Raw genomic sequence first — 11,948 nt, 5'->3', positions numbered from 1 at the left:
GCCTATCCTGCAGACAGCCATGTGAAGCTCTTGAAATGTATCAATCTATGCATACACTATAAAAGGGCTCCCTAAAGGAGCCCTTTATAAAACATTAAGATTTCTTAAGGTGTGCTGTATAAGCTCTTCTAAAAACGCCGACAGGATCGTCTTGCCTTTCGTTTCCTCCTAGAATTTTCCACCGCCTCCCCCGTGTATTGTCCCGGAAGACGATGTGTGCGTGCTGCTTTCAGAACCATTATTTTTTGCTTTTTCCGTGCGTTCAATCTTGTGATACAGGAACAGATCTTTGCTTTCCGTCACGATCATACTTCCTTCCCTCACATAGCTGCCCGCTGCAGCCTGGGCACGGACCGTCTTCAGCTGCTGTTTCATGGAGGCTACGATAAGCAGAGCTGTCACAAAGCCGATTGCCACGGAGACCAAAAACCAGACCGCAGACAACGGCTTCCGGGGAATATCAGACTTATCGAACGGATTGCCCTCTCTTGCCTGCGTCACATACGAACTGCCCAGACGGGCAAACGTACGAAAGGCTTCCGTATAGTTCCCGGCAGACAGATCTCCTTTCATCTGCTCTCCGAGATATTGAATGCCCTCGTCTGTAAAAGCCGTAATTCCATATCCGTGCGTGGAAACTGCCCAGTCCCTGTCCTCTGTGCTGATCAGAAGCAGAGCTCCATCCTTATCGCTTCCATAGCCGTACTGGCAGGAATTATACCAGTCATCCGCATAATCTCTGGCGGTCCGGCCCTCCAGACGCTCTACAATCACAATGCACAGATCAAATTTCAGCTCTGTGCTGTCTTGATCAAGAAGCTGCTGAATCTCGCTGTCCTCTTCTTCTGTTATAACAGCGGCCTGATCCTGCAGACGGTGATATGCGTCTGCGAATCCGCCTGTTTCTTCTCCACTGTCCGCTGCAAAAGCCGGCACTGCCATGCCAAGACAAAGTGCGAGCAGAAGAAAAATCGAAAAAATACGCTTTTTCATTGGTCTGCCCTCCCTATAAGATTCTCGCCAGATGCAGAAGCCAGATAATCCCGTAGGCCGCGGCACTGCACAGGGCTGTCAGCCCTAATGTCCATTTACGGGCTGCGCCTTTATCTACCGGAAGATCGCCCACCAGTTTTCCGGTCTGACCGTTCATCGCGAAGGTGTAGTTTTTTCCATTCCAGGTGGTGTTGAGCATCCACACCGGATAGAGCGCATAGGCTGCCTTTCCGCCCCGAAGCTTTACGCTGCCTGCTTCCCGAACCACACTCGTATAGTTCCTGACCGTATCCGCAAAGGCTTTCTCCGTGCTCTGTTTGATCCTGGCATTGGCCCGTTCTATGCTCTGTTCTTCATCTACATCATATTTATCTGCCAGATATCCCGCCAGATAAGCTGTTTTGAAATCTACCGCATCGGAAAACAGGAACGGCTCAATCGACTCCATCAGATCGTCCGGCATTTTGGAAGAGCCGTCCACAGGAACCCTCTCAAAGCCAATCTCCCCGCCCCGGGTGACCAAATAGTAGCTGGTCTCCTTGTATTGATAGCTGCTGTCGCTCCAGGTCCGGACGCTGGTCGCCTTATATCGGATGTTCGCCTCTGCCTCCGCGTCAAAAAGCCAGAACGGCACGTATATGCCCTTGATCTCATCAATGTGATTCTGATCCTTGAACACCTTGGGAAGAAGCCGCTTTCCACCGTAATGCTTTTGAAGCGCTTCCTTCGCAGCCTTCTTGTCCAGCTTGAAGGGAATGATATAATCCGGCTTCAGCGCGCCGGAAAACTGCCCCGTCATAACCACCGGATTCCCGCAGAACGGACAGGATGCCGCCGCGGTATTCTCATCGCCTACGATCTCACCGCCGCACGACTGGCACACATAAGTGCGAAGTCCCTCCGCTTCTCCTTCCTGCCACGCTCCTCCTGCGGCTGTTTCCCAGTTCATCTCATCCTCCCGGACAGAGGCCTGTTCCCCGGCATAGGCTTCTAGGGTTTCCACTTCAAATTCCGTATCGCAAAACGGACATTTCATTTTCTGCGTCCCGCTGTCAAAGGCAATTGCGCCTCCGCAGCACGGACATTTATATTCCTGTAAAGCACTCATATGCGCTTCCTCCCTGCATGCTTTCTATATCTGCCGCCCATGCAAGAGGGCTTCCGCGAAACAGCAGTCCTCTTGTTCATAAACGTCCTTTTATGCTCCCTGTCACGCCCTTGCAGCCGGTTTTGTTTTTACCGCTCCAAGGATATATAAGACGGGTACCAGAAGATTGACCACAAGGTTAATGATTTTAAACTCCCCTCCGCCTTTCACATTGACCGCCATAGAAATCATGCTGAGAGCCACTATCGCAATACCAAGGATCACGCACTCGCCGGCTTTTCCCGGCAGCCTGCACGCTTTGAGGCCCTTTGCGCCTGCAAGAATCTCAACTGCCGAGGTGACCACTGCAAGAACGGAGCCGGCATAGAGAAGTCCGGTTCCTTCCGCACTCCCCATCAGTGCCGCCAGCGCGCTGACTCCCAGAATTGCAAATACTCCTGCGAGCAAGGCGATAATTCCACCGATGACCATTAAAATCGATGTGACCTTCAAAAATGTCTGTTCCTGATTCTTCATAGCTTTCCCTCCCCTCATCAAGATTTACTTCCGGTCACTGTCGTCAAAAGGATCCCCGCATTCCGGGCAAAACTTCGGTGGGTGCGCCGGATCCTCCGGCTCCCATCCGCACTTGTCACACCGGTACACCGGTGCGCCTGCAGGTTTTGGGGCGCCACAATTTGAGCAGAACCTGCCTTTATTTACCGTTCCGCAGGAACAGGTCCAGCCAACCTCCTCCGACGGCCTCGGTGAGCCGCATTCCGGGCAGAACTTTCCGGTCGCCGTGGCCCCGCATTTGCACTTCCATGCCCCTGCCGGTACCGGCTCCGGTCTCTTTGCGCCGCACTCCGGACAGAACTTCCCGGTCACCACTGCTCCGCAGCTGCATTTCCAGCTGTTCTGTTCAGGCGCTGCGGTCTGCGGCTGCCGGGATTGCCCGGACTGCATCTGCTGAGACTGCGCCTGTTGTGCCTGCATCTGCTGTCCCATGCTGTACAGGTTCTGCGCCGCGCCGAATCCGCCCTGACTTCCGATGCCGGCCATTCCCATGCCAAGGAAACCGGTCATGGCCCCGGCAGAATTTCCGGCGGCAGTCTCCATGGCATCCGCTGTCGCATTTGTCACCCGGCCTGCCATCATAAACGGATTGGTTCCCACCGTAGCCGCATCCTCCATCTCGTTGATCTTCTTCATATCGGCTTCGGTCAGCGTAATCGGATTCAGTGCAATCTTCCCGACGGAAATGCCGCGGTTGTCGATCCATTCCTGCCGCAATGCCTCGTTCATCGCGGCTTTCAATTCTCCGGATTTGGCCGGAATCTGTGCAGGCCTGAGCTCCTGCTCGGCGAGCGCTCCGAAGGCCGGCTGAAGTGCGTCTATGAATTCCGTCTTGAGCTGCGCGTCAATCTGGTCACGGGTATATTCGTCCGCGACATTCCCGCAGAGCCGCTTATAAAAAACCAGCGGATCAGAGATCACATAGGTATATACTCCGTTGCACCGCAGCTGAACCGTTCGGCTCATGCCGATCCGCTTATTCACGACTTCAAAAATGATCGGATTTGCCGTTCCGAACTTATTGTCCAGGATTTCCTTTGTATTAAAATAGTAGACACGCTGATCCCTGCCCGTGTCGCCGCCGTAGGTGAAACGCCTCCCAAGCGTGCGGAAGCTTTCCTTCAGGCTCTCCCCGAACCTCCCGCTGAAGATACTGGGCTCCGAGGATGTATCATAGGTAAACTCTCCCGGCTCGGCACAGACCTCGACAATTTCACCCTGATCCACAATGATCATGCACTGACCATCCGCCACGGCGATGCCGGAGCCGTTTGAGATCACATTGTCATTTCCCCTGGTATTGGAAGTACGCCCGGTGATCCGTTTCTGCCCGCGTCTCATTAGAACGTCATTGGGAAGCGCATCACAATAGAAAAATTCCTTCCACTGGTCTGCTAATGTAGATCCAAGCGCCCCGATTCCTGCTTTGATAAGTCCCATACCATTACCTCCCGTCTCGATTTTTGTTCTGTCACAGTGCGTCAATGACTGCCGACAGATAACTGGAAGAAACCGATCCATAGATAAAGTTGTCAATCAGACCATCTTTTTTGGCCTGTCTGACCCGGTCCGCCAGTTTTTTCTCCGTGTTCTCATCAACTACCAGCACCACCTTGCAATCCGGATTGCTGTTCTTCAACGCATCACGAATTCGCATTCTTCCCTCCAGCATCCATGGCGCATAAGCGGTAACCTCCATAACCAGAATGTTCGCCAGTATGGCATTGCATAATTCCAGAGTCTTGTCCGGACTTTCACTCATGACCGGATCAAAATCAGAATCAAATTTACGCAATGCTTCCGCTATCGCATCCGCAAACAGCATATTCTGCATATCAATCACGACCCGACGCAATATCCTTACCTCCAAATGTTCTGATTCATATCCGACCCCAGACATGAGACAATGCGTTTCTTTCTGTACACTCTCATTATAAGAGCAGCGAATTCTTCCTTCCCTACCCATAAGGGTAAAGTTATCGAATCGGTACCTTTTACAAAAACGAAACCGCCTGAAGTTACATACAAAAATCCCCGGCTTACTCTGATATGTATCCGGAATTCCGGGTACACATCAAAATAAACCGGGGACTTAATAAATCAGACATCCTTTCAATCAAACAGCTTCGGTATAATATATTGTTTTCCTGTAACGGCAATGGCGAGCTGTGTCTTGTTTGCATAACCTGTTTTCTGCAGAATGTTTCGAATATGATACTTTACATTGTCTTTCGTGTAGTGCAGCCGTTCTGCGATTTCGCTGTACTCCAGCCCTTCACAGACCAGGCGCAGCACCTTGATTTCAGTCTCCGTCAAATCATTGCTGGTCGTAATGCCGATCTTTACCGCCGGTGTCTCCGCAGGCCAGATCTGTCTGCCCTGCATAGTCGCATCCATGACGGTCAGCAGGTCCTCCGGACTGACGTCTTTATACCAGAAGCTATCCGCCCCTGCTTCTCGCGCACGCTTGATAAAGCTCTCCTCAACCATCGAGGTGACAACAATGATTTTCAATTCCGGAAACTGTCTGCGCAGCTCGGAAGCTGTGTCGATACCGTCTTTCGTACTATGGGTACAGACATCCATGAGCAGCAGATCGACCCTGCTCCTGCGGCAGACGGTTTCTGCAAGGTCCGCTTTCGACAGACTGCCCACCAGTTCGTAGTCTCCTCCATTTTTCACGATATTCTCCATATATTCCCTGGCAATCCGCTGGTCATCAATGACCAAAACCTTCGTCATACTGCCCCTCCTGTTCTCTCCCGATCTCACAATCTGACGCCAACACAGTCCGGCAGCCTCACGGTCAGAACAAACGACGGATGCCAACAGATTTCCATCCTTCCGTCCTCTTTCACAACCAGTCTCTCCAGATCCGCCAGACCGCCCCGCGGCGCAGCCGCCTCTTCCGGCGGCTTTCCGTCATTGGTCACGCGAAGCATGTGCCAACCCTGCCCGTGCTCTACTTCCACAAAAAGTTTAGTGGCATCCGCATGGCGAGCTGCATTGACACATGCTTCCCGCATAATCTTCAAAAACAGCTCCAGCGTCTCCCTTTCTTTCGGCATTTGCCCTGTTATTTTTACATGAATACCGGATACCGCTGCATCATGGATAAACTCCGTCAGGCCGTCCTGCGGACAGCTGTTTTCCTCCTGCAGCACCTGAATAGCGCGGCGAAACTGCACGACTGCTGCAGAATTTTCTGAAGAAGCAGTACCGCTGCGCAACATCTGCCGTATCGCGGTGACTCCGAGGTTCATTTGGTCATGCAGCCGTGATTTCATGTTCAAAATTTCCTGTTCCCTGGCTGCTTCCTTCATATGATCCGACAGATTTTTCAATTCCTCATACATCTTTTTCAGCTCTTTTGACTGACGTTTTAATTCCTGCCGCCTTTCATACAATTCAGTCACATCGATGAACACCGTCTCTATATAGATCTTTCCATATTCCGTTTTGACCGGAGCTTCCGAATACTTCCATACGCTTCCATCGGGGAAGAGAAAGACATTACCGTCCCGTACAATACCGGTCGATGAATCGCACCCGTCCAGTGCACTTTTCAGCTCCTGGTAGCTTTGAAGATCACTCTGTGCCATTTTTCGAAACAGCCTGTACATGACTGCGTTGCACAGTTTCACTGATCCGGAGGAGTTAAAATAGCAAACTGCGGCCGGAAGTGTGTCGAGTGCTTCTTTTACGGCAGTACGCAGTGCATATTGATGCCGGATCCGTTCTGCCGCTTCTCCAATCCACATGATCACACCCCGCCTTTCCGCATTCGGAACGAAAAGCGATACGTTCCCTTGTCTTCGGCCGAAAAAAAATCAGCGATCTGCGCAAACTGCGTCAGATCCGTCTCGCAGACAAATTCCATATGCAGCAGATAACCGCCCGCATCGTTCCGCAGATGAATCCAGACGTTGGAGAGGTCATACAAACAGGCCTCCGTCATCGTCTCGAAGCTCCGATACACCCGAAGCATATCCGAGGTTGCAAGCGGAACCCCCGTTGGCAGTGTATGGAGACAGTTTACACCGAGAAGCTCCAGATTCATAAAGGATTCCTCAAAGCACCTGGACAGGTCCCGGATATCCGCGGATGAACTGCGCTCGCGGATAAGAAGCAGATTGCCGTATCGTTTGATATAGGCGCCGATTACCGCCGCGCCCGCCAGAAGCCGGCCGCATCTGCTGCCATCCGTTTCTGTCTCGTAATTTTCCAGAATCCGTTCGATCAGATCCATCTGCCGCTCTGTTTCGCTCTGGAGCAGATCATTTACCCTGTTTTTCTCCTGAAGGGCAAGAATCCTTTTCTTCATTTCCAGATTCTTCCGTCGGATACGGTTACGTTCCGCAAGCTCCGAGCAGTTATCCTCAATCTGATCGATGGCTTCGGTCAGTTCAGAAACATCCTCCTGCCAGAGAACATGACCGAATCCGATCGGCTGACTCCTGACAAGCGTATTTTTATCTGCCAGGATGGCCTCGTCCCCTGCCTTTCTCCTCTGTTCCTCCGTCAGCGTGACTGCGTTGAGGCTTGCAAGACAGACATTATTCTCAGCATCCGTTATCTGCGCTCCGAGCCTGCTGACCGGAAACAGTTCGTCGTAACCGGTATTGCTCTGGATCAGGCCACATTGGATACAGCTTTCAAGCGCTGCCGAGAACAGCAGGCAATATACAATGGTAATATCACCGGCAAGCATCCTCAGCCATAACAGCTGAACAATACCGAACGAATCTAAAATCCACAGCGTGCCGTAGATCATTGCAAGGATGACCGGAAGAAAGGGCAATATCAGGACTTTGCGGCTGTGCGGAATCCGGCATTTAATCAGCATGATCACAAGAGCAGTTACACTGCATAACATCATCCAGACGACAACCAGAAAGTAACCAATGCCATAATTATAATCATCCATCCACACCACAGCGTCGGCAGGAAAAATGAATACGATCTGGTGCAAATCGTTGGTCAGAACCAGCATCAGGAGCAGCACCGTTGGTATATAAAACAATGCTGTCCACTTCGGCAGTCGGAAATTTTCTCCTTTTCCCAGCGACAGCGCGATAAACACTGCCAGCAGCGGAATCATCAGCAGGGGAACATAGTACAGGTGCCACAGGAACCGGATCAGCCATACACCTTTCTCCAGCGAATACCGGATGGTTCTGACGGCAATCCAGAATATGATGAGAGCAGAAATAACGATGAGATGACGGCGCACCTGAATCTGAATGATCCGTCTGTGGATCGAAATCCCCCAAACGAGAAACAAAACCAGATAAATGCCCGGACGAAGTATGTCGCTGATCCGGTCCAATACGCCATCGGTCCGGTAAGCAGCCTGCCGCAGCGCCATCGCCGCCATGACAGAAAGAAGCACATACAGAAAAACGCGAAGCTTTTTCAGAGAAGATTTTGTCACCGCGCATTTCCTCCTTCCCTTCGGGGAGTGCCCGGCACGGAGCCAGCCGTGTCATAAACAAGTTATACTATCATGTATTGCATATTTGTTTCGTGTTAGTTTACCCCATGTATATATTTTATTCTATTATCGCAATCCCCACAAGAACTTCAGGATTTTTTTTGGATATATTTTTCTGTTCCAAAATCTAATTTCTGTTTCAACCAAAACCTCCCGAGCTTCCAGCTGTCATATCCGGACCCAAAAAACGAGTCCGCAGTGACGACCAGGCCGCAGCGCAGCTGCGGTAAAAAGAAACGGCGGGCCGAGACCCGCCGTAAAATGGTTATTGTGGTTTGATAAATCGGGTATTAGAGAGCGCTCGCCGCTTTATCCACCGGCCAGGATTTTCTGAGCCATGGGTGTGCGCAAATGTCAATGAATCTCAATACAGCAAAAAGTCATGGCCACTTAACCGGAAATCTCCGGACTACTTTCTAAATGCTTTTCTTTATGGGTAACACATCATTGACAAATCTACACGTATCGTAGACAAATTCCGATTCTTCAATGGCTTAAATATTTCGTTTCAGTACATCCGATGCAGAACAGCAGAAACTTGATATACGCCTTCCTCCAGATGCTTACGCAAAAACACATAATATGCCGCTTCATCTCAAATACTCCGTAAAGAATGCGTTGAGCTTTTCAAACGGAATGATATCCATCTGATCGTAAAGGTCAGTGTGGTTTGCACCGGGGATAATGAGCAATTCCTTGTTATCGCCGGTCATCTTGCTGTATGCTGTTTCGCTGAAATAGCGGGAGTGCGCCTTTTCCCCGTGTACCAGCAGCACGGCAGAGCGGATTTCGTTGCTGTATTGCAAGATCGGCATATTCAGGAACGACAGCGAGGAGGTCACATTCCAACCGCCGTTGGAGTTCAGGCTGCGGGAGTGATAGCCACGTGGCGTTTTGTAGTAGGCATAATAGTCCTTAACAAACTGCGGTGCGTCCTCCGGCAGCGGATCAACCACACCACCCGCCAGCGCATAGCTGCCGTTTTTATAGTCCTCGGTGCGCTGTGCATTCATGGCTTTTTTCTTCTCAAAGCGTGCCTGCTCAGAATCCTCAGCATCATAATATCCGTTGGCCGTTACACGGGTCATGTCGTACATGGTCATAGCCGCAGTAGCTTTGATGCGGGTGTCAATGGCTGCGGCATTGAGCGCCATGCCGCCCCAGCCGCAGATACCGATGATACCAATGCGCTCCGGGTCAACATTCTCCTGCACGGAAAGAAAGTCTACCGCTGCGCAGAAATCCTCGGTATTGATGTCCGGCGATGCGACATAGCGGGGTGTACCGCCGCTCTCGCCGGTACAGGACGGGTCGAAGGCAATCGACAAGAAGCCAAGCTCCGCCATTTTCTGCGCATACAGACCGGAGGACTGCTCCTTTACCGCACCGAACGGACCGCTGACGGCAATGGCGGGCAGCTTGCCCACCACACTCTTTGGCGTATACATATCCGCCGCCAGTGTGATGCCGTAGCGGTTGTGAAAAGTTACTTTCTTGTGATCCACCTTGTCACTTTTCGGGAACAGCTTATCCCATTCCTGTGTTAAATTCAGTTTTTCCATATTCAGACCTCCTTGCCTGTTGCCTTAAAATATACTGTGTTGTCCACGGCTTCCAACCATTCATTGGATGTTTCGTCCCCCGGAACCTCTACCGCCAGATGAGAGAACCAGCTATCCGGCGCAGCACCGTGCCAGTGCTTGACGCCCACAGGGATATTTACTACATCGCCGGGGCGCAGCTCCTGTGCCGGTTTGCCCCATTCCTGATAGTAACCATGCCCGGCTACGCAGACAAGAATCTGTCCGCCGCCGCTTTTGGCGTGATGAATGTGCCAGTTGTTGCGGCAGCCCGGTTCAAAGGTCACATTGTAAATGCCGACCTGCTGCGTAGAAAGCGGTGCGAGATAGCTTTGCCCGATAAAATATTTCGCAAAGGCGTCATTTGGTGCGCCGATGGGAAAGACCATTTCATTCTGATGCTTGGCTTTTGCGTCGGCAGCATCGTCTTCCGCCCATACGTCCTTTACCATACGGAAGGCCGCCCATGCCTTGGGCCAGCCTGCATAAAATGCCGCGTGGGTCAGGATCTCCGCAATTTCCGTTTTCGTCACGCCGTTGTTCTTTGCAGTTGTCAGATGGTACTGAAAAGACGAATCCGTCAGCCCTTGCGCCATCAGCGCCACCACTGTTACAATGCTGCGGTCTCGCAGGGAAAGCTTGTCTTCCCGGCTCCACACCTGCCCGAACAGTACATCATCATTCAATTCCGCAAATTTGGGAGCAAATTCCCCCAAAGCATCTCTGCCTGCCGTTTGTTTGATTGCCATGGCTCACACCTCCCTGCCCATCTGATAAGCTTGCTCCAGTGCGGCATGACCAGCGATCTCTCCCGCGCTGTTTACGCCGCCCGCAAACACTGTGCCCGCCAGCGCACAGCGGGGGAAACAGTCCACCCAGCCCTGCACGGCTTTCTCTGTACCCGCAAAGGTTTCCGGTGCGTCCTCTGCCGCCGCTGCAAGCAGATAGGCTTTCGTAAAGGCGTAGTCCGTATCAAACAGCGGGTTGGCACGATCCAGCATAGTCTTGAGCTGACCGCTGACGCAGTAATAGTAGACAGGCGTTGCGAACACCAGCACATTTGCATCGTGCATTTTGGCGGCAATTTCCACGGCATCGTCTTGGATGACGCAGTGCCCCAACTTCAAGCAAGCGAGGCAGCCCTTGCAGAAGCCAACCTGCTTTTCTCGAAGATACACAGTTTCTACCTGATTGCCCGACGCCTGTACACCCTTGGCAAACGCTGCTGCCAGCGTTTCGGAGTTGCCGCCCTTACGGGGACTTGAGGAAATGATTAGTACCTTTTTATTCATCGTAGAACACTCCTTGCATTTTGATATTCTCTGTGGTAATCTCATGGTAGTGTCTAAACCTAACTTTAGGTCAAGATATTTTTTGAAAATTTTCGGAGGAAAATTTATGTATTCAATTGGGCAGGTGGCAGAGATGTTCGGATTGCCTATCTCCACGCTGCGCTATTATGACAAGCAGGGACTTTTTCCGAACATGGAACGAGTATCCGGCATCCGCAAATTCGGTGACACGGAGATTGAAGCACTCCGGGTCATTGAATGTCTGAAAAAGGCCGGCATGGAGATCAAGGACATCCGGCAATTCATGGATTGGTGTGTAGAAGGGCCATCCACCTATCCACAGCGCAAGGCCATGTTTGAGGAGCGGAAAGCCCACATGGAAGCAGAGATTGCGCACATGAACCGGGTACTGGATATGCTGAAATTCAAGTGCTGGTATTATGAGCAGGCGATCCAGGACGGCAGTGAGGACAGACTAAAGGCACTGATTCCCGACCACTTGCCGGAGGAAATCAAAAAAGCATATGAAAACGCGCATAGCTGTTAGAACAAAAAAGCGAGTCCGCAGTGACGAGCAGGCCGCAGCGCAGCTGCGGTAATCAAAAAGGCTCCCCGCCACAACAGCAAGGAGCCCTTTGCAACAGATTCCACGGGGAGTCTGTTTGATTATCTCTTTGAGAACTGTACGAGCGACCAGAAGATGTGCCTGTGGCACATCTTCCGCGAGTACCTGCAAGTCCGCAGTGACGAGCAGGCCGCAGCACAGCTGCGGTAATCAAAAAGGCTCCCCGCCACAACAGCAAGGAGCCCTTTGCAACAGATTCCGCGGGGAGTCTGTTTGATTATCTCTTTGAGAACTGTACGAGCGATCAGAAGATGTGCCTGTGGCACATCTTCCGCGAGTACCTGCGAGTCCGCAGTGACGA

The 11,948-nt window shown here is 51.6% G+C and carries 12 protein-coding genes; 1 reads left to right on the top strand and 11 read right to left on the bottom strand.

Going from position 1 to position 11,948, the window contains the following annotated elements; all coding sequences use genetic code 11:
• Nucleotides 1-168 precede the first annotated feature (168 nt).
• From ACTQZS_RS09115 to ACTQZS_RS09065, 11 genes are all read right to left on the bottom strand, one after another.
• Nucleotides 169-993: a TPM domain-containing protein gene (locus ACTQZS_RS09115; RefSeq protein WP_441475529.1), complete on the bottom strand. Its 825-nt coding sequence runs from the start codon at nucleotides 991-993 to the stop codon at nucleotides 169-171.
• Nucleotides 994-1,006: 13 nt separating this feature from the next.
• Nucleotides 1,007-2,101, bottom strand: coding sequence for a hypothetical protein (locus ACTQZS_RS09110; protein ID WP_441475528.1), 1,095 nt, complete (start codon nucleotides 2,099-2,101; stop codon nucleotides 1,007-1,009).
• 102 nt (nucleotides 2,102-2,203) lie between these two features.
• A complete protein-coding gene (locus tag ACTQZS_RS09105; RefSeq protein WP_441475527.1) occupies nucleotides 2,204-2,617 on the bottom strand; it encodes a hypothetical protein in 414 nt (137 codons plus the stop codon).
• A gap of 24 nt (nucleotides 2,618-2,641) precedes the next feature.
• A complete protein-coding gene (locus ACTQZS_RS09100; RefSeq protein ID WP_441475526.1) occupies nucleotides 2,642-4,096 on the bottom strand; it encodes an SPFH domain-containing protein in 1,455 nt (484 codons plus the stop codon).
• Between the two features lie 31 nt (nucleotides 4,097-4,127).
• On the bottom strand, nucleotides 4,128-4,490 hold the full coding sequence (locus ACTQZS_RS09095) for a hypothetical protein (RefSeq protein WP_441100737.1): 363 nt from the start codon (nucleotides 4,488-4,490) through the stop codon (nucleotides 4,128-4,130).
• A gap of 278 nt (nucleotides 4,491-4,768) precedes the next feature.
• Entirely contained in the window at nucleotides 4,769-5,398 is a 630-nt protein-coding gene (locus tag ACTQZS_RS09090; protein ID WP_441475525.1) for a response regulator transcription factor, read from the bottom strand.
• 26 nt (nucleotides 5,399-5,424) lie between these two features.
• Entirely contained in the window at nucleotides 5,425-6,417 is a 993-nt protein-coding gene (locus ACTQZS_RS09085; protein WP_441475524.1) for a hypothetical protein, read from the bottom strand.
• Between the two features lie 2 nt (nucleotides 6,418-6,419).
• Nucleotides 6,420-8,090, bottom strand: coding sequence for a histidine kinase N-terminal 7TM domain-containing protein (locus ACTQZS_RS09080; RefSeq protein ID WP_441475523.1), 1,671 nt, complete (start codon nucleotides 8,088-8,090; stop codon nucleotides 6,420-6,422).
• A 650-nt stretch (nucleotides 8,091-8,740) separates the two neighbouring features.
• On the bottom strand, nucleotides 8,741-9,712 hold the full coding sequence (locus ACTQZS_RS09075; protein ID WP_441475522.1) for an alpha/beta hydrolase: 972 nt from the start codon (nucleotides 9,710-9,712) through the stop codon (nucleotides 8,741-8,743).
• Nucleotides 9,713-9,714: 2 nt separating this feature from the next.
• Complete coding sequence (locus tag ACTQZS_RS09070; RefSeq protein WP_441475521.1) at nucleotides 9,715-10,479, bottom strand: carboxymuconolactone decarboxylase family protein; 765 nt, start codon at nucleotides 10,477-10,479, stop codon at nucleotides 9,715-9,717.
• A 3-nt stretch (nucleotides 10,480-10,482) separates the two neighbouring features.
• Nucleotides 10,483-11,022: a flavodoxin family protein gene (locus ACTQZS_RS09065; RefSeq protein WP_441475520.1), complete on the bottom strand. Its 540-nt coding sequence runs from the start codon at nucleotides 11,020-11,022 to the stop codon at nucleotides 10,483-10,485.
• A 106-nt stretch (nucleotides 11,023-11,128) separates the two neighbouring features.
• Here ACTQZS_RS09065 and ACTQZS_RS09060 point away from each other — a divergent pair, with 106 nt between their 5' ends.
• On the top strand, nucleotides 11,129-11,569 hold the full coding sequence (locus ACTQZS_RS09060) for a MerR family transcriptional regulator (protein ID WP_441475519.1): 441 nt from the start codon (nucleotides 11,129-11,131) through the stop codon (nucleotides 11,567-11,569).
• Nucleotides 11,570-11,948 lie beyond the last annotated feature (379 nt).

The organism is Bilifractor sp. LCP19S3_H10 (genome assembly GCF_052119185.1).
Lineage (GTDB): Bacteria > Bacillota > Clostridia > Lachnospirales > Lachnospiraceae > Bilifractor.
This window is presented reverse-complemented; position numbering and strand designations above follow the sequence as displayed.

Coding starts and splice junctions, on each gene's coding strand:
- ACTQZS_RS09115 (WP_441475529.1), bottom strand. CDS start 993: ATGAAAAAGCGTATTTTTTCGATTTTTCTTCTGCTCGCACTTTGTCTT.
- ACTQZS_RS09110 (WP_441475528.1), bottom strand. CDS start 2,101: ATGAGTGCTTTACAGGAATATAAATGTCCGTGCTGCGGAGGCGCAATT.
- ACTQZS_RS09105 (WP_441475527.1), bottom strand. CDS start 2,617: ATGAAGAATCAGGAACAGACATTTTTGAAGGTCACATCGATTTTAATG.
- ACTQZS_RS09100 (WP_441475526.1), bottom strand. CDS start 4,096: ATGGGACTTATCAAAGCAGGAATCGGGGCGCTTGGATCTACATTAGCA.
- ACTQZS_RS09095 (WP_441100737.1), bottom strand. CDS start 4,490: ATGCAGAATATGCTGTTTGCGGATGCGATAGCGGAAGCATTGCGTAAA.
- ACTQZS_RS09090 (WP_441475525.1), bottom strand. CDS start 5,398: ATGACGAAGGTTTTGGTCATTGATGACCAGCGGATTGCCAGGGAATAT.
- ACTQZS_RS09085 (WP_441475524.1), bottom strand. CDS start 6,417: ATGTGGATTGGAGAAGCGGCAGAACGGATCCGGCATCAATATGCACTG.
- ACTQZS_RS09075 (WP_441475522.1), bottom strand. CDS start 9,712: ATGGAAAAACTGAATTTAACACAGGAATGGGATAAGCTGTTCCCGAAA.
- ACTQZS_RS09070 (WP_441475521.1), bottom strand. CDS start 10,479: ATGGCAATCAAACAAACGGCAGGCAGAGATGCTTTGGGGGAATTTGCT.
- ACTQZS_RS09065 (WP_441475520.1), bottom strand. CDS start 11,022: ATGAATAAAAAGGTACTAATCATTTCCTCAAGTCCCCGTAAGGGCGGC.
- ACTQZS_RS09060 (WP_441475519.1), top strand. CDS start 11,129: ATGTATTCAATTGGGCAGGTGGCAGAGATGTTCGGATTGCCTATCTCC.